This window comes from Amycolatopsis sp. NPDC003861, assembly GCF_053605405.1.
Genome location: NZ_JBSGJD010000002.1, coordinates 112,218 through 128,719, shown reverse-complemented (window position 1 = coordinate 128,719; position 16,502 = coordinate 112,218). Strand labels below are relative to the sequence as shown.

At 70.5% G+C, this 16,502-nt stretch carries 14 protein-coding genes and 2 tRNA genes; 11 read left to right on the top strand and 5 right to left on the bottom strand.

The genetic code is table 11. The features are described from left to right. Nucleotides 1-197 precede the first annotated feature (197 nt). Both ACWEVN_RS01290 and ACWEVN_RS01285 read left to right on the top strand, forming a co-directional pair. A complete protein-coding gene (locus ACWEVN_RS01290) occupies nucleotides 198-248 on the top strand; it encodes a hypothetical protein (protein ID WP_452049813.1) in 51 nt (16 codons plus the stop codon). Between the two features lie 87 nt (nucleotides 249-335). Further along, nucleotides 336-1,109: a sulfite exporter TauE/SafE family protein gene (locus ACWEVN_RS01285; protein WP_452049803.1), complete on the top strand. Its 774-nt coding sequence runs from the start codon at nucleotides 336-338 to the stop codon at nucleotides 1,107-1,109. 70 nt (nucleotides 1,110-1,179) lie between these two features. Here the strand turns inward: ACWEVN_RS01285 and hisC are convergent, their stop codons facing one another. Then, a complete protein-coding gene (gene hisC, locus ACWEVN_RS01280) occupies nucleotides 1,180-2,256 on the bottom strand; it encodes a histidinol-phosphate transaminase (protein WP_449685534.1) in 1,077 nt (358 codons plus the stop codon). Nucleotides 2,257-2,402: 146 nt separating this feature from the next. Here hisC and ACWEVN_RS01275 point away from each other — a divergent pair, with 146 nt between their 5' ends. The 5 genes from ACWEVN_RS01275 (at nucleotide 2,403) to ACWEVN_RS01255 (ending at nucleotide 7,120) form a co-directional block, all read left to right on the top strand. Continuing rightward, a complete protein-coding gene (locus ACWEVN_RS01275; RefSeq protein ID WP_449685535.1) occupies nucleotides 2,403-3,032 on the top strand; it encodes a dienelactone hydrolase family protein in 630 nt (209 codons plus the stop codon). 85 nt (nucleotides 3,033-3,117) lie between these two features. Further along, the gene (locus ACWEVN_RS01270; RefSeq protein WP_452049802.1) at nucleotides 3,118-5,097 is read left to right on the top strand and encodes an acetoacetate--CoA ligase; all 1,980 of its coding nucleotides are present in this window, start codon (nucleotides 3,118-3,120) and stop codon (nucleotides 5,095-5,097) included. A 37-nt stretch (nucleotides 5,098-5,134) separates the two neighbouring features. After that, the gene (locus ACWEVN_RS01265) at nucleotides 5,135-6,850 is read left to right on the top strand and encodes a phosphatidylglycerol lysyltransferase domain-containing protein (protein ID WP_452049801.1); all 1,716 of its coding nucleotides are present in this window, start codon (nucleotides 5,135-5,137) and stop codon (nucleotides 6,848-6,850) included. Nucleotides 6,851-6,915: 65 nt separating this feature from the next. Continuing rightward, nucleotides 6,916-7,005 (top strand) — tRNA-Ser (locus ACWEVN_RS01260). A gap of 41 nt (nucleotides 7,006-7,046) precedes the next feature. After that, nucleotides 7,047-7,120 (top strand) — tRNA-Arg (locus tag ACWEVN_RS01255). Nucleotides 7,121-7,198: 78 nt separating this feature from the next. On the opposite strand, the gene ACWEVN_RS01250 is transcribed toward ACWEVN_RS01255, so the two are convergent. Next, entirely contained in the window at nucleotides 7,199-8,425 is a 1,227-nt protein-coding gene (locus tag ACWEVN_RS01250) for a cellulose binding domain-containing protein (RefSeq protein ID WP_452049800.1), read from the bottom strand. A 362-nt stretch (nucleotides 8,426-8,787) separates the two neighbouring features. On the opposite strand from ACWEVN_RS01250, the gene ACWEVN_RS01245 reads away from it, so the two are divergent. Beyond that, on the top strand, nucleotides 8,788-10,416 hold the full coding sequence (locus ACWEVN_RS01245) for a glycosyl hydrolase family 18 protein (RefSeq protein ID WP_449685539.1): 1,629 nt from the start codon (nucleotides 8,788-8,790) through the stop codon (nucleotides 10,414-10,416). Next, the gene (locus ACWEVN_RS01240) at nucleotides 10,413-11,762 is read left to right on the top strand and encodes a cellulose binding domain-containing protein (protein WP_449685540.1); all 1,350 of its coding nucleotides are present in this window, start codon (nucleotides 10,413-10,415) and stop codon (nucleotides 11,760-11,762) included. The genes ACWEVN_RS01245 and ACWEVN_RS01240 overlap by 4 nt, the downstream gene beginning before the upstream one ends. Nucleotides 11,763-11,805: 43 nt before the next feature. Here the strand turns inward: ACWEVN_RS01240 and ACWEVN_RS01235 are convergent, their stop codons facing one another. Next, nucleotides 11,806-13,110 (bottom strand): aspartate aminotransferase family protein, encoded by a 1,305-nt coding sequence (locus ACWEVN_RS01235; protein ID WP_452049799.1) that lies wholly within the window; start codon nucleotides 13,108-13,110, stop codon nucleotides 11,806-11,808. Nucleotides 13,111-13,194: 84 nt separating this feature from the next. On the opposite strand from ACWEVN_RS01235, the gene ACWEVN_RS01230 reads away from it, so the two are divergent. Continuing rightward, the gene (locus ACWEVN_RS01230; protein WP_452049798.1) at nucleotides 13,195-14,100 is read left to right on the top strand and encodes a LysR family transcriptional regulator; all 906 of its coding nucleotides are present in this window, start codon (nucleotides 13,195-13,197) and stop codon (nucleotides 14,098-14,100) included. On the opposite strand, the gene ACWEVN_RS01225 is transcribed toward ACWEVN_RS01230, so the two are convergent. After that, nucleotides 14,078-14,545 carry a hydrogenase maturation protease gene (locus ACWEVN_RS01225; RefSeq protein ID WP_452049797.1) on the bottom strand — a complete coding sequence of 156 codons (468 nt, stop codon included), beginning with the start codon at nucleotides 14,543-14,545 and terminating at the stop codon, nucleotides 14,078-14,080. The genes ACWEVN_RS01230 and ACWEVN_RS01225 overlap by 23 nt on opposite strands. A gap of 58 nt (nucleotides 14,546-14,603) precedes the next feature. Then, nucleotides 14,604-15,647 carry a tetratricopeptide repeat protein gene (locus tag ACWEVN_RS01220; protein ID WP_449685544.1) on the bottom strand — a complete coding sequence of 348 codons (1,044 nt, stop codon included), beginning with the start codon at nucleotides 15,645-15,647 and terminating at the stop codon, nucleotides 14,604-14,606. Nucleotides 15,648-15,825: 178 nt separating this feature from the next. On the opposite strand from ACWEVN_RS01220, the gene ACWEVN_RS01215 reads away from it, so the two are divergent. After that, nucleotides 15,826-16,497, top strand: a complete 672-nt coding sequence (locus ACWEVN_RS01215; RefSeq protein WP_452049796.1) for an HNH endonuclease family protein — start codon at nucleotides 15,826-15,828, stop codon at nucleotides 16,495-16,497. Nucleotides 16,498-16,502: the final 5 nt, after the last annotated feature.

Sequence of the window (16,502 nt, the reverse complement as noted above, 5' to 3'; positions counted from 1 at the left end):
ATTCAAGGACCTCGCCCTGGACGCGGGCGACCACCAGGCTCTCGCCGACTGGTGGTGCCGCGCCTGGGCTACCTCCGCCGCGACTCGGTGACCGGCGACTCGCGCCCGGCGGACTGGCCGGTGCCGATCGTCGATCCGGAGGGCGACGGCCCCTTGATCTGGTTCAACCCCGTGCCGGAGGCGAAGACGAGTGGGACGTGCTGGCCGACCCGGAGGGCAACGAGTTCTGCGTCTTCACCCCACGGTGAACTCGTGGGTGTCTGACCTGACACATCTGACCCCGTGCGCGTCGCGGGAGCGGCCCACCATGCTTAGGCTCGCTGCGTGAATGCTTCATGACGTGGTGGCACGCCCTGATCGTCGTGGTCGCCGGGGTCTGGGCCGGGACCATCAACGCCGTCGTCGGGTCCGGGACGCTCGTCACCTTCCCCGTGCTCGTCGCGCTCGGGTACCCGCCCGTGACCGCCACGACCTCGAACGCCATCGGCCTCGCGCCCGGGACGCTCAGCGGGGCCTGGGGGTACCGGCACGAGCTCACGGGCTCCTGGCGGCAGACCGCCAAGTTCGCCGTGGCGTCCTTCCTCGGGGCCATCGGCGGCACCATCCTGCTGCTCTCGCTGCCCAAGGACGCCTTCGAAGCCGTCGTCCCGGTGCTCGTCGGGCTGGCCGTGGTCCTCGTGGTCATCCAGCCGCGGGTGTCGAAGTGGGTCGCCGAGCGGCGCGAACAGAACGGGACCGAGCACAAACCCGGGCCACTGCTGATGTTCTTCATCTTCCTCATCGGCATCTACGGCGGGTACTTCACCGCCGCGCAGGGCGTGATGCTGATGGCCGTCATGGGGATGCTGCTCTCGGAGCCGCTGCAGAAGCTCAACGGCATCAAGAACGTGCTCGCCGCCGTCGTCAACTTCGTCGCCGGGATCATCTACGCCTTCGTCGCGCCGGTCAGCTGGGCCGTCGTGCTGTGGCTGGCCGTCGGCAGCACCGCCGGCGGCTTCCTCGGCGCGAAGATCGGCCGGAAGCTGTCGCCGGTGGTGCTGCGCGGCGTGATCGTGGTGATCGGCGTCGCCGCCGTGATCGAGCTGGTCGTCAAGCAGTTCGCGAGCTGACTGGGCCGACGGTTCCTGATCCGGCCTCAGTCACGGCCGGACGGCTTCGGAGCAAAGGTCACGTGCCGCTTCAGGGGCGGCCTGCTTCGGGCCGGATCAGGAACTCCCGCGCCGCGGCCAGGAACAGGTCGTTCTCCTCACTGGTCCCGATCGTCACGCGGACGCCGTCGCCGGCGAACGGGCGCACCACCAGCTTGCGGTCCAGCGCGTGCTCGGCGAACGGGACGGCCTGGTCACCGAGCGGCAGCCAGACGAAGTTCGCCTGCGTCTCCGGCACCCGGTACCCCGCCTCCAGCAGCGCGTCCCGCACCCGCGTCCGCTCGACGACGATGTCCTGGCAGCGGGCCAGGAGCTCGTCGGCCGCGTCGAGCGACGCCAGCGCGGCCACCTGGGCCAGCATGTTCACCGAGAAGGCCACGTACACCTGGCGAAGCGCGTCCGCGATCGGCTCGGGCGCCACCGCGTAGCCGACGCGAAGGCCCGCCAGGCCGTACGCCTTCGAGAACGTGCGCAGCACCATGACGTTCGACCGGCTGCGCGTGTACTCGACGCCGTCGGGCACCTCGGGGTCGGTGACGAACTCCTTGTACGCCTCGTCCAGCACGACCAGCACGTGCTCGGGCACCGCGGCCAGGAAGCGCTCGAGCTCCGCGCGGCGCACCGCCGTCCCGGTCGGGTTGTTCGGGTTGCAGACGAAGACCACGCGCGTCCGGTCGGTGATCGCCGCGAGCATCGCGTCGAGGTCGAGCTCCTGGCCCTCGGTGATCGGGACCTTCACCGAGACGGCGTTCGCGACCTGCGTGACGATCGGGTACGCCTCGAACGACCGCCAGCCGAAGATGACCTCGTCACCGGGCGCGCACACCGCCTGGATCGTCTGCTGGCACAGCGACACCGAGCCGCAGCCGATCGCGACGCGCTCCACCGGCACGTCCAGCTCGCGCGCCAGCCGCTCGCGCAACGCCTGCGAGCCGGTGTCCGGGTAGCGGTTGACCCCCGTCGCGGCCTCGGCGATCGCCCGCGCGACGCTCGGCAGCGCACCGCCGGGCACCTCGTTGCTCGCCAGCTTGATCGCGCCTTCGATCGTCCGGCCGGGGACGTATTTCGGCAACGATTCGAGATCGGCACGCGGGGACACGGACGGCATCTTCGGCGCTCCTGGAAATCGACGGGACGACCCCGTCACCGTATCTTTCCCGCCCGCCGCCCCGCGACTCCCTTCGAGCGGTTTCCCCACCGCGACCTGCGTCACCGGGCTTCCTCCCGTTCACCTCCAGGTGATTGAGTGAGGCAATGACGCCGACCTCCACCGTGGACTACCAGCGCACCGACGGCCGCACCCTGCGGCTGACCTTTTCGGAACCCGAGGGCGCGCTGCGCGGCGGCCTGGTGGTGCTGCACGAGGCCGACGGCGTCACCGACGGCGTGAAACTGCTGCTCGCCAGCCTGGCCACCGAAGGCTGGCTGACCGTCACCCCGCACCTGGAGAACGAGGAGCTCACCCAGCAGGACCTCCTGGAAGCGACCGACCGCACCCTCGCCTGGCTGGTCGAGCGGGGAGTCCAGGCCGACCTGCTCGGCGTGATGGGCTTCGACCTCGGCGGCACCGCGGCCCTCGTCGTCGCGTCGCACCGCCGGCTGGGTGCCGCGGTCAGCGTCGGCGGGCAGCAGGCCGCCGAACTGCCCGCGCTGGTCGAGATCGCCGGGCGGCTCACCAGCCCGTGGCTCGGCATGTACGGCGACGCCGGCGACGAGGCGGGCGGTGCCGACGTCGAGCGCCTGCGCGACGCCGCCGCGTCGGCCAAGGTCGCCACGAACGTCGTCCACTACCCGGGCGCGAACCACCGCTTCGACGCCGACCCGGGCGCGGCGGCGGAGGCCTGGCAGCGCACGCTCAACTGGTTCGACGCGCACCTGCGGTAAGTGTGGGCGGCACACACCTCGGACCGGGGTTCCGTGTCGGTTGCGACCACGGTGACTTCCGGATCCGAGGGATTAGGCTCGGAGCGTGACGCACACCGCCGACGCCCCCGAAGTGCTCTGGCGCCCCGAGCCGGGCCACGTTGCCGACACCAAGATCGAAGCTTTCCGCCGGTGGCTGCGCGCCGAGCGCGGCGTCGAGGTGGACGACTACCGCGCGCTGCACGAGTTCTCGGTCGAGCGCGGTCCGGACTTCTGGGCGGCGGTCGCGGACTTCCTCGGCGTCCGCTGGCACGACCAGCCCGGTGAGGTGCTCTCCGGTGGGATGCCGGACGCCGTCTGGTTCGAGGGCGGCACCCTGAACTACGCCGAGCACGCGCTCACCCCCGGCGTCGCGGGCGCCGCGAAGGGCGACGACGAGACGGCGGTGATCTTCCACCGCGAAGACGGCTTCGCGAGCCACCTGACGTACGGCCGGCTTCGCGCGCAGGTCGCCGCCGCCCGGGCCGCGTTCCTCGAACTCGGCGTCGGCAAGGGCGACCGGGTCGTCGCGCTGGCGCCGAACTGCCCGCAGACGCTGGTCGCCTTCCTCGCCGCCGCGAGCATCGGGGCGATCTGGTCGTCGTGCTCGCCGGACTTCGGCGTCCGCGCGGTCGCGGACCGGTTCGTGCAGATCGAGCCGAAGGTGCTCTTCGCGGTCAACGCCTACGCGTACAACGGCCGCCAGTTCGACATCCGGACGACGATCGCCGACCTCCAGGCGCAGCTGCCGTCGCTGGCCGCTACCGTGCTGGTCGAGTACGTCGGCGAAGGCCGCATGGACGGCGCTCTCGACTGGGACGAGCTGCTCGCGGAGCACGAAGGCGCGCCGCTGCTGTTCGAGCCGGTCGAGTTCGCGCACCCGCTGTGGGTGCTCTACTCCTCCGGCACCACCGGCCTGCCGAAGGGCATCGTGCACGGCCACGGCGGCATCACCCTCGAGCACCTCAAGGCGCTCGCGCTGCAGACCGACCTCGGGCCCTGCGACCGATTCTTCTGGTTCAGCACCACCGGCTGGATGATGTGGAACTTCCTCATCTCCGGCCTGCTGGTCGGCACCACGATCGTGCTGTACGACGGCAGCCCCGGCTTCCCGGACCTGAACGCGCTCTGGCACCTGGCCGAGCAGCACCGCGTCACCTACTTCGGGACGTCGGCGCCGTTCATCCAGAGCTGCCTGAAGGCCGGCATCAAGCCCGCCGAGCGCTACGACCTGACCGGGCTGCGCGCGCTGGGCTCCACCGGCGCGCCGCTGAGCGTCGAAGGCTTCCGGTGGATCGTGAACGAGGTCGGGCGCAACGTCCAGATCTGCTCCGTGTCCGGCGGCACCGACCTGTGCGCGGCGTTCGTCGCGTCGGCGCCCGACGTCCCGGTCTGGCTCGGCGAGCTGTCGTGCCCGGCGCTCGGGGCCGCGGTCAACGCCTTCGACGAAGCCGGCAACGCCGTCATCGAGGAGGTCGGCGAGCTGGTCATCACCAAGCCGATGCCCTCGATGCCGGTGTTCTTCTGGAACGACCCCGACGGCTCGCGGCTGCGGGAGGCCTACTTCGAGATGTACCCCGGGCTGTGGCGCCACGGGGACTGGATCCGCATCACGAACCGCGGCTCGGCGGTGATCTACGGCCGCAGCGACTCGACGCTCAACCGCGGCGGCGTCCGGATGGGCACGGCCGAGTTCTACCGGGTCGTCGAGGGCTACGACGAGATCGCGGATTCCCTGGTCGTGGACACCTCGGCGGCCGGGAACGAGGACGGGCAGCTGATCTGTTTCGTGGTGCTCGCCGGTGGCGTCGCGCTCGAAGACGTCGAACCGCGCCTGCGCAAGGAGCTGCGTAGCGCGCTGTCACCGCGCCATGTACCCGATCGGTTCGTCGTGGTTTCCGAGATTCCTCGTACCTTGAACGGTAAGAAGTGTGAGGTACCGGTGAAGAAAATCCTCGCCGGTGTGGCTCCCGACCGGGCCGTCAGCCGCGACGCGCTGGCCAACCCGGCGGCCCTGGCGCCGTTCGTGGAGCTCGCCGGGGGGTAGATGGGGGAAGCATGATCATCCACGGCGGGTTGTACGGGTGGTGACGGGGACACGCGCGCAGATCACCTGGAAGGTGGCGGGGGCCACCACCGTGGGGGTGATCACCTGGGTGACCCGGCTGGCGGGCCTGATGACCCTGGGCTCGATCCTGATCCCGGCCGGGCGGCGCAGCCTGCGCGGGCACCTGGCCGAGTGGCTGGAGCTGCCGCAGGAGGCCACCGTCGCGGCGGCGACCGTGGCGCTGGTCATGGGCGTGCTGCTGGTGCTGCTGGCCGCGGGGCTCCGGCGCCGCAAGCGCCGGGCCTGGCAGCTGGCGGTCGGCGCGACGGTGCTGCTGACCATGTCGCACCTCGGGCTCAAGCACGTCTTCGCGGCCGGCCTGGTGTCGGTGCTGCTGCTGGTGGGCCTGATCGCCAACCGGCGCTACTTCGTCGCGAAGCCGGACCCGGTCGTCGGGCGCTGGCGGGCGGTGCGTGTGTTCGTCCAGCTGACCCTGGCCGGGTTCGTGATCAACGTCATCCTGCTTTCCGTGGCGCCGCGCGCGGCCCTGGAACCGATGGGCTTCGGCGATCGGCTCGCCGAGTCGGCGCTCGCGCTGGTCGCCGCCAGCGGGCCCGCGGTGTTCCACCAGATGTGGCTGGAAGACTTGGTCACCGGGGTCGGGCTGCTGTTCGGCCTCGCCGCGGTCCTCGTGTCGGCGTACTTCCTGCTGCGCTCGGCCGAACCGGCGCCGCGGCTGACCGACGAGGAGGTCGCGCGGCTGCGCCGGCTGCTGGACGAGCACGGCGAGCGCGACTCCCTCGGCTACTTCGCGCTGCGGCGGGACAAGTTCGCGGTGTTTTCCAAGACGGGCAAGGCCGCGGTCACCTACCGCGTGATCGCCGGCGTCGCGCTGTGCTCGGCCGACCCGCTGGGTGACCACGAGGCCTGGCCGGGCGCGATCGAGGAGTACCTGGAGGTCTGCCGGCGGAACGGCTGGACCCCGGCGGCGATGGGCGTCTCCGAGCTCGGCGCGACCGTCTGGGCCCGCTTCGGCCTGGAGGTCCTGGAGATCGGCGACGAGGCGGTCGTCGACGCGGCCGGGTTCACCTTGGCCGGCCGCACGATGCGCGGCGTCCGCCAGGCGGCGGCTCGCACGAAGCGCGCGGGCTACAAGGTGCTGGTCCGCCGCGCCGAGGACCTGCGCCCGGGCGAGCTGGCCGAGCTGGAGGTCCTGGCCGCGAACTGGCGCGGCACGGACACCGAGCGCGGCTTCTCGATGGCGCTGGGTCGCATGGGCGACCCGGGGTCGGTCCTGGTGACGGCCGAGCAGGGCGGCCACGTCCGCGGCGTGCTCCAGTTCGTGCCGTGGGGCAAGACGGGCCTCTCGCTGGACGTCATGCGCCGCGACCGCACGGCCGACAACGGCGTCAACGAGCTGATGATCTCCGAACTCCTCCTGGCGGCCGCTCGCCACGGCTTCACCCAGGTCTCCCTGAACTTCGCGGCGTTCCGCGCGCTGATGGAGCAGGGCCAGCGCATCGGCGCCGGACCGGTCGCCCGCATGTCGGCGAAGGTCCTGCACTTCTTCTCGCGCTGGATCCAGATCGAGACGCTGTACCGCTTCAACGCGAAGTTCCAGCCGCGCTGGGTACCCCGGTACCTGGTTTACCCGGGCGTCCGCGAACTCCCGCGCGTCGGCATCGCCACGTTCGAGGCGGAAGGCCTGGGCGGCCGCTCTCCACGCCTGCTCAGACTCCTGCGGCGGGCGTAAGGGGGGTCCCGTTCGGGGGTGATCGAGGGGTGTGTAACCTATCTGAGCAGTGGTCGTTGGGCCCAGGAGGCTTCGCCTAGTCTGGTCTATGGCGCCGCACTGCTAATGCGGTTGGGGGTAACCCCCCCTCCCGGGTTCAAATCCCGGAGCCTCCGCTGGTACCCGGTTCGCCGGGTGCTAGGTTACAACTGAACACGCGCCCGTAGCTCAGCTGGATAGAGCATCTGACTACGGATCAGAAGGTCAGGGGTTCGAATCCCTTCGGGCGCACGTCTGGTTGAGACAGCAGTACAAGGAACCCCCTGGAAACAGGGGGTTCCTTGCTGTTTCAGGCCTGGGGTGCCGCCGTCAGAAGTTCTTCTTGGCCACCGTCCACGGGTACTTCGACGCGAGTCCGGACGGGTCCAGGATGTACGAGCGAGCCGTCGCGTTGCCGTTGAGGACCATGTCGAGGAACTGGACGACCGTCGTCATGCCGTCGGTCAGCTGGTTGCCGGTGATGAAGCCGACGTGCCCGGCCTGGGGGTGCACCGCCAGCACCGACGGCACGGTGGCCAGGTCGTAGTTGGCCCGGGTGTTGTCGTAGGCGATGTCGGACGGGCCGCCGGCCATGAACAGCGTCGGTGCGTGGAGGCGGGCGAGCTCGGCCCGGGAGTAGCCGAACGAGCCGTCGGCGAAGAAGCCGCTGTCCAGGGACACCGCGGCGGAGACCCGGCTGTCCTGCGCGGCGACCAGGGCTTCGAGGCCGCCGCACGAGTGGCCGGCGGTGGCCACCTTCGTCAGGTCGAGCCGCTGGGCCAGCGGTGCCCCGGAGCGGTTCTGCTCCCGCTCCGCCCACGTGATCGCGCCGGTCAGCAGGGACGGGATGGGGGAGCCGCTCGGCACGCCGTTGGCCGAGCCGTTCGCCGATCCCGTGTCCACCACGACGAAGCCCTTCGATGCGATGACCGTCAGCGCGCGGGTGACCTCGCTGTTGTCCGTGTGCGCACAGGCGCCGTTGCCGAACGCCAGCACCGGCATCCGTGCCCCCACTGCCTGCGGGTTCGACGGCCGGAACACGGTGTACCGGTTGTCGCCGTACGCGGCCTCCCGGGTGACCGGGAAGTTGTTGTTCACCGCGGGATTGCCCTCCTCCGGCGGGGTCGGCGTCGTGCCGTTGCACGCGACGCCGTTGAGCGTGAACGCCGACGGCGTGGCCGGGTTGCCGCCGGACGTGGCGTTGAACCCGAACGAGACCGTGCCGCCCGTGGCGACCGCGCCGTTCCACGCCGCGTTGGTCACCGACACCTGGGCGCCCGACTGGGTGGGCGTGCCGTTCCAGAGCTGGGTGATCCGCTCGTTGCCGGAGAACGTCCACCCCACCTGCCAGCCGGTCACCGGGCTGCCGAGGTTCGTGACCGTCACGGCGGCGCCGAACCCGCCTTGCCACTGGGAGCTGACCGTGTAGTCGACCCGGCAGCCGCCGGCGGCCTCCGCCGCGTCCGCGGCCGGGCCGGCCACCGCGGGCGCCGTCGTCACCGCCAAGGCCGCCACGAAGGCCGTCGTTCGCCGGGCACGGGAACCGGTTGCGCGCATGCTGATCTCCTCGTCGACGAGTGGCTGTCCGACTTGGGAGCGCTCCCATTCCCGGTTGGGACTGTGGACTGATTGCGGTACGCCCGTCAAGCAAAGTGTCTGGCAAAGTGCCGGTTTCACCCGGTCGGGCCAGTCGCGGTCCGTTCCGGATGCGGCCCGTGCCGGCTGCGCTGCGTTACTGGACTGGACCAGTGCGGCGACTGGACCGAGGGCTGGTCTTGACCACTGGCCACGCTCCGTGGTGACGCTTCCCTAATTGGTCTGGACCACGTAACGTTTGCGCAAACGGCGCAAAACACCGCCCTGGTCCCCGCCGGCGGTGTCGGTGTCCGCCGTCCCTGCACCTGGCTCAAGGGAGAGCGATGTCCAGAAAGAGATGGCACCTCCTCGGTCTTTTCACCGCGGTCGGCGCGATCGCGGTCGGCCTCGTCACCGTGCCGGCGAGCGCCGCCGGTGGCGTCGGCGCCGCCTTCACCAAGGGGTCCGACTGGGGCACCGGGTATGAAGGCAAGTACACGATCAACAACGGTTCCGGCTCGACGCTGCCGAGCTGGACGGTCGAGTTCGACCTGCCGTCCGGCGCGAAGATCGCGTCGCTGTGGGACGGCAGCTACACCGCGTCCGGGCAGCACGTCACCGTCAAGAACTCCTGGAACGGCAACGTCGGCAACGGCGGTAGCGCCAGCTTCGGCTTCAACGTCGCCTACTCCGGCAGCTACTCGGCCCCGGCGAACTGCAAGCTGAACGGCGGCTCCTGCGACGCCGGCGGCGGCACACCGACCACCACGCCGACCACCCCGACCCAGCCGACCACCACCCCGACGACGCCGACCACGCCCACCACCCCGACGACGACCACGCCGCCCCCGCCGGGTGGCCTGAAGAACGTCGGCTACTTCGTGCAGTGGGGCGTCTACGGGCGCAACTACCACGTCAAGAACATCGAGACCTCGGGCTCGGCGAGCAAGCTGACCCACATCAACTACGCGTTCGGCAACGTCAAGAACGGGCAGTGCACCGCGAACGACGACCCGTACGCCGACTACCAGAAGACCTACGACGCCGCGGGCAGCGTCGACGGTGTCGCCGACACCTGGGACCAGCCGGTCGCCGGCAACTTCAACCAGCTGCGCAAGCTGAAGAAGCTGCACCCGGGCCTCAAGGTGATCTGGTCGTTCGGCGGCTGGACCTACTCGGGCGGCTTCGGCCAGGCCTCGCAGAACGCGGCCGCGTTCGCGCAGTCCTGCTACAACCTGCTCAAGGACCCGCGCTGGGCGGACATCTGGGACGGCATCGACATCGACTGGGAGTACCCCAACGCGTGCGGCCTTTCCTGTGACACCAGCGGTGCCGCGGCCTACAAGAACCTGATGGCCGCGCTGCGGGCGAAGTTCGGCTCGTCGTTCCTCATCACCTCGGCGATCACCGCCGACGGCAGCAACGGCGGCAAGCTCGACGTCGCCGACTACGGCGGCGCCGCGCAGTACATCGACTGGTACAACGTGATGACGTACGACTACTTCGGCGCCTGGGCGGCGCAGGGTCCGACGGCCCCGCACTCGCCGCTGACGAACTTCAACGGCATCCCGACGCCGGGCTTCTACTCCGACGCGGCCATCCAGAAGCTGAAGAGCAAGGGCGTCCCGTCGAGCAAGCTGTTGCTGGGTATCGGCTTCTACGGCCGCGGCTGGACCGGCGTCACGCAGGACGCCCCGGGTGGCACCGCGACCGGCCCCGCGCCGGGCACCTACGAGCAGGGCATCGAGGACTACAAGGTCCTCAAGAACACCTGCCCGTCGACCGGCACCTTCGCCGGCACCGCCTACGCCAAGTGCGGCAGCAACTGGTGGAGCTACGACACCCCGGCGACCATCGGCGGCAAGATGTCCTACGCCAAGCAGCAGGGTCTCGGCGGTGCCTTCTTCTGGGAGCTGACCGGGGACACCACCGGCGGCGAGCTCATCACCGCGATGAAGAACGGCCTGTCATGACGCGCCGGTGGTTGCCCGCACTCGGGCTGGCGGCCGCGGCCGCCACGATCGGCGCGATGTTCGTGATCGCCCCGGCGAACGCGGCGGGCGGCGTGTCCGCGACCTTCGCGAAGGGCTCCGACTGGGGCACCGGGTACGAAGGCAAGTACACGATCGCCAACGGCTCGGGCTCGACGTTGCCGAGCTGGACGGTCGAGTTCGACCTGCCCAGCGGCGCGAAGATCTCCTCGCTGTGGGACGGCAGCTACACGGCGTCCGGCCAGCACGTCACGGTGAAGAACACGTGGAACGGCAACGTCGGCAACGGCGGTAGCGCCAGCTTCGGCTTCAACGTGACGTACTCCGGTTCGTACGTCGCGCCGTCGAACTGCAAGCTGAACGGGGGGTCGTGTGCCGCCGGGGGCACACCCCCCACGACCACGACGCCTCCTACGACGACGACCCCGCCGACGACGACCACCCCGCCCCCGCCGGGCGGCCGCGGTGCGCCGTACCTGTACATGGGCTGGGGCAGCCCGCCGAACCCGCAGACGGTGATGAACGCGACCGGGGTCAAGTGGTTCACCATGGCGTTCGTCAACGCCTCCGGTGGCTGCAACCCGGCGTGGGACAGCAGCCGGCCCCTGCAGGGCAGCGCGGACGCCACCGCGATCGCGCAGATCAAGGCGGCGGGCGGCCAGATCGTCCCGTCGTTCGGTGGCTGGAGCGGCAACAAGCTCGGGCCGAACTGCTCGACGCCGGCCGCGCTGGCCGGCGCCTACCAGCAGGTGATCAACGCCTACGGGCTGAAGGCGATCGACATCGACATCGAGAACTCCGACGAGTTCGAGAACGAGGCCGTGCAGGACCGCATCCTGAACGCGCTGAAGATCGTCAAGCAGAACAACCCGGGGATCCAGACGATCCTGACCTTCGGCACGTCGACGACCGGCCCGAACTACTACGGCAACCGGCTCATCGACCAGTCGAAGGCCCTGGGCGCGAACGTCGACGTGTTCACGATCATGCCGTTCGACTTCGGCGGCGGCGCGAACATGTACAACAGCACGGTGAGCGCGGCGAACGGCTTGCGCGACAAGCTGAAGTCGACGTTCGGGTGGAACGACGCCACGGCGTACGCCCACCTCGGCATCTCGGGCATGAACGGCCTGTCCGACCAGCAGGAGCTGACGGACCTGTCGACCTGGACCCAGATCACCAACTGGGCCAAGTCGAACAAGATCGCCCGCCTGGCGTTCTGGTCGGTCAACCGCGACCGGGGCTGCCCCGGCGGCGGCGTCCAGTCGGCGTGCAGCGGCATCGCCCAGAACGACTGGGACTTCACGAAGGTGACAGCGGGCTTCTGACGCCCTCGTGAGTGGTAAGGAGGGTTCTAACCCTCCTTACCACTCACGACATCCTTTTGACGGCCTCCCCGATCGCCTGGTCCAAAATGGACACACCCAGCGAGATCTCTTCTTCGGACGCCGTCAGCGGCGGCGCGATCCGGAACACCCCGCCCATCCCGGGCAGCTGCACGATGTTCATGTGCAGCCCGAGCTCCAGGCAGCGCTGGGTGACCCGCGCGCCCAGCTCGTCCGAGCTCCGCTTGGTCTCGCGGTCCACCACCAGCTCCAGCCCGGCCAGCAGGCCGCGGCCCCGGATGTCGCCGACGACCTCGTGGCGAGTCGCGATCTCCTGCAGGCCCCGGCGCAGCAACGCGCCCAGTGACAGGGCCCGCTCGTCGAGCCGGTCGCGGGTCAGCACGTCCAGCACGGTGTTGCCGACCGCCGCCGGGAGCGGATCCGAGACGTGCGTCGTGAAGAACAGGTACCCACGGTCGTGGGCCTCCTGCTCGATGGCTGCGCTGGTCAGCACGGCGGCGAGCGGGAGCCCGGCACCGAGCGTCTTCGACAGCGTCAGGATGTCCGGGACGACGCCGTCGCGCTCGAACGCGTACCAGTTTCCGGTCCGGCACAAGCCCGTCTGGGCTTCGTCGAGGACCAGCAGCATCCCGCGTTCACGGCACTTCTCGGCCAGCGCGGCGAAGTAGCCCGGCGGCGGCTCGATGATCCCGCCCGAGCTGAGGATCGGCTCGGCCAGGAACGCGGCCAGGCTGCCGACCGACTGCGCGTCGATCAACTCGAAGCCGAAGTCCAGCTGACGACGCCAGTCCAGCTCGCCGGCCGCGTCGGTGAAGTCCGGGCGGTAGGCGTTCGGCGCCGGGATGGCGAAGTTGCCGGGCGCGGCCGGTCCGTAGCCGCGCCGGCCCGCGCTGTACGTCGCGCTCGCCGCGGCCTGCGTCATGCCGTGCCAGGAGCGGGCGAACGAGACGATCTCGTGCTTGCCGGTGACCAGCTTGGCCATCCGGACGGCGGCCTCGTTCGATTCGGCGCCCGTGGTCAGCAGCAACGCCTTCTCGAGCGGCGCCGGCAGCGTGTCGGCCAGCCGTCGCGCCAGATCGACGACCGGGCGGCTCAGCATGCCGCTGAACAGGTGGTCGAGCTTGCGCACCTGCCGCTGGACGGTCTCGACGATCTCCGGGTGCGCGTGCCCGAGGATCGCGCTCATCTGGCCTGAGGTGAAGTCCAGGATCCGGCGGCCGTCCTCGGTGAAGACGAAACTGCCTTCGGCGTGGTCGATGATCTCGCGGGTGAAGGCGCCGCCGTAACGCACGAGGTGCCGGTCGACGTCACCCCAGAAGGTTTCAGCCATGGCTTCGACGGTAAGTCCGCGGCGAGCGACACGTCCATCTCACAATTCCGGGTTCCTTGTTCGGTTTTGCCGCACAATCGGCGGATGCTGAACCCGTGGCGCCTGCGCCTGCTGAGCCGGCTCGACACGCTGGGCACGGTCCGCGCGGTGGCGCAGGACGCGAACCTGAGCGCGTCGAGCGTGTCGCAGCAACTGGCCGTCCTCGAAGCGGAAACCCGCACCCAGCTGCTGGAACGCACCGGCCGCCGGGTCCGCCTCACGCCGGCGGGCCTGATGCTGGCCCGCCGGGCGCGGGTGATCCTCGACCACATGGACACGGTCGAGGCGGAACTGCGCAGCCTCGGCGACGAGCCGGCCGGCCTGGTCCGGCTCGGCGCGTTCCAGAGCGCGATCCACACCCTGGCCGTCCCGGCGGTGACCCGGCTGGCGCACCCGGACCTCGAGGTCCAGCTCCTGGAGCTGGAACCGCACGAAAGCATCCCGGCCCTGCGCGGCGGCGACGCCGACGTCATCATCACCACGACCGACTTCGTCGAGCTTCCGCTGGGCCCCGACCTCGACATCGTCCCGCTGGCCACGGACCCGATCGTGCTGGTGACCCCGCCGGACGCCCCTCGCGGCCCGGCGGTCCTGTCGGCCTACGCGGACGCGGCCTGGGCGCTGGACATGCCGCAGTCGTACATGGCGAACCTGACGCTGCGCCTGTGCCGCGAGTCGGGCTTCGAGCCGCGGGTGGTGTGCCGCTTCAGCAACTACCTGATGACGTTGCAACACGTCGAAGCCGGCTTGTCGATCGCCCTGCTGCCGGGCCTGGCGGTGGACGGCCGGTACCACGTGGCCACCCGCGAGCTGGCCACCCCGGTGACCCGCACGATCGTGGCGGCCACCCGCCGCGGATCCCCACCCCGCGCGGCGGTCAACGTGGTCCTCGAAGCCCTGCGGCAGCTGCCCGACCTGGCCGAGCGGGTCAGACTTCGGTCTTCTCCTTGACCGGCAGGGCCGGGCTCGCGCCCCAGGCCAGTTCGGTGACCACCCGCGCCGCGGCCGGGACCGCGGCCCGGACCGCCGCCGACAGGCCGAGGCCGCCGTCGACGCACGCCGGTTCGCAGCTCAGGACCAGGACCCGGCCCGCGTCGCCGCCCAGGAGCCGGAGGAGGCGGACGACCGCGTCGCCGGGGAGGTCGTGCGTGTCCGCCGCCGAGGCCAGGGACAGCGTGCCCGGTGCCTCGCCGTGCGGGGTGGCGTCGAGCAGGATCGTCGTGTCGTAGCCGCCGGTCAGGTCGTAGGCCAGGTGGACCGTGGCGATGTCGTAGTCGGCGATCTGCACCCACGGCGGCAGGCCCGCCCGGTCCAGTTCCCGGAGCACTTCGACACCGAAGCCGTCGTCGTGCAGGAAGACGTTGCCAATACTCGCGACCAGGACTCGTGGCCTCATTGCGCAACCTCCTGGGGTGCCCACCCAGGCTAGAACTGTGAAGTGGATCACACAATAGCTAGTGCTGGTGCTCCCGCTCGTCCTGCACGGTTTCGGCCCGCGCCAGCCACAGGTCGGCCTCGTGAGCCGCCCCGCGCGCCCGCAGCATGCGCGCCAGGCTGAGCATGCCCTGGACGTCGCCGGTCTCGGCGGCGCGGCGGAACCACAGCTCGGCCGCCGCCAGGTCCTCGCGGTGCTCGGCGAGGTGGCCGAGGTTCGTCAGGGCCGGGACGCTGCCGTGCTCGGCGGCCTTCCGGTACCACGCGGCGGCTTCGCCCTCGTCGCCGCGGTTGCGGGCCAGGACGCCGAGGTTGGTCATCGCCGCCGGGTCGCCGTGCTCGGCCGCCTCCAGGTACCAGTTCTCCGCCTCTTCGACGTCGCCGCGGCGGTGCAGCAGCAGCCCGAGGCGGGTGATCGCCTCGAGGTGGCCGCCCTTCGCGCCCTGGCGGTACCACGATTCGGCGTCGCCCGGCCGGCCCAGCCGCTCGGCCTGCCGGCCGAGCTGGCAGGTGGCCGCGAGGTCACCGGCCTGGACCGCGGACCGCCACCAGCGGCCGGCCTCGGCGGCCTGACCGCGGTCCCGCAGCACGAGACCCAAGTCGATCATCGCGCCGGTGAAGCCCGCCTCGGCGGCCTGCCGCAGCCACGACTCGGCCTCTTCGCCCTTGCCCTCTTCCCGCAGGATGCGGCCCAGCGCCGCCATCGAGGGCAGGTCGCCGGTCCGGGCCGCCTCGCCGTACCAGTGCCGGGCGTCTTCGCGCTTGCCGCGCCGCTCGCAGGACTTGGCCAGGTACTGCATCCCGTGCGGCTCGCCGGCCAGCGCGGCCTCGTGGTACCAGCGCTCGGCCTCCTCCTGGGCGCCGCGTTCGGCGAGGAGGTGGGCCAGCGCCGTCATCGAGACGCGGTCGCCGCCCATCGCGGCCTTGCGGTACCACGACTCGGCCTCGGCCGGCTCTCCGCGCTCGCGCATCGCCTGGCCCATCCGGGCCATGGCGACGACGTTGCCGCCCTCGGCGGCTTTGCGCTGGAAGAACTCGTCGAACTTCTTGAGCCGGCCGGGCATCGGCTGCTCCCTCCGGATGGGTCCTGCTCCGGTAGTCGCAGAAGATCGGCTCCGTGTGACAGCTCCGCCGTGGGTGGGCGACGTCACATTCGCGCCAGGTCGTCGTGTCGGCGCGGTTGTCCTGCGCCGGCAGAGGTGAGACTACGCCGCGCGACCGCGCAGGTGAGAGGAGAAAATCGTGGCGGCCCGGGGTTTTCGGCTGAGCGTGACGCAGCGAACTCTGCTGGTAATCGCGATTCTGGCCGTCGCGCTCTTCGGGTACTGGGCGACGAGAGGCGCGGGCGCGGCCCCGCCGACCTCGGATGCGCCGGTGCCGGTCAGTGCGGCCGATGCGCAGAAGCAGCTCGGCGAGCTGACCATCGCCGCGCGGACGTCCATGGACGGCTATTCGCGGGAGAAGTTCCCGCACTGGGACAGCCAGGGGTCAGGCTGTGACACCCGCGAAGTCGTCCTCAAGCGCGACGGCAAGGACGTCAAGACCGACAAGGACTGCAAGGCGCTGTCCGGCACCTGGACCAGCGTCTACGACGACGAGACCTGGACCAAGGCGACCGACCTCGACATCGACCACATGGTCCCGCTCGGACAGGCGTGGGCGAGCGGCGCGAAGTCGTGGACGACCGAGAAGCGCGAGCAGTTCGCCAACGACCTGACCCGGCCGCAGCTGTTCGCCGTCACCGACAACGTCAACCAGCAGAAGAGCGACAAGGCGCCCGACCAGTGGAAGCCGCCGCTGGTGGCTTTCTGGTGCACCTACGCGACGGATTGGATCGTCGTGAAGCACTACTACGGGCTGACCATCACGCAGGCCGAGAAGACCGCCTTGACCGACATGCTGCGCCGCTGCTGAGCTGG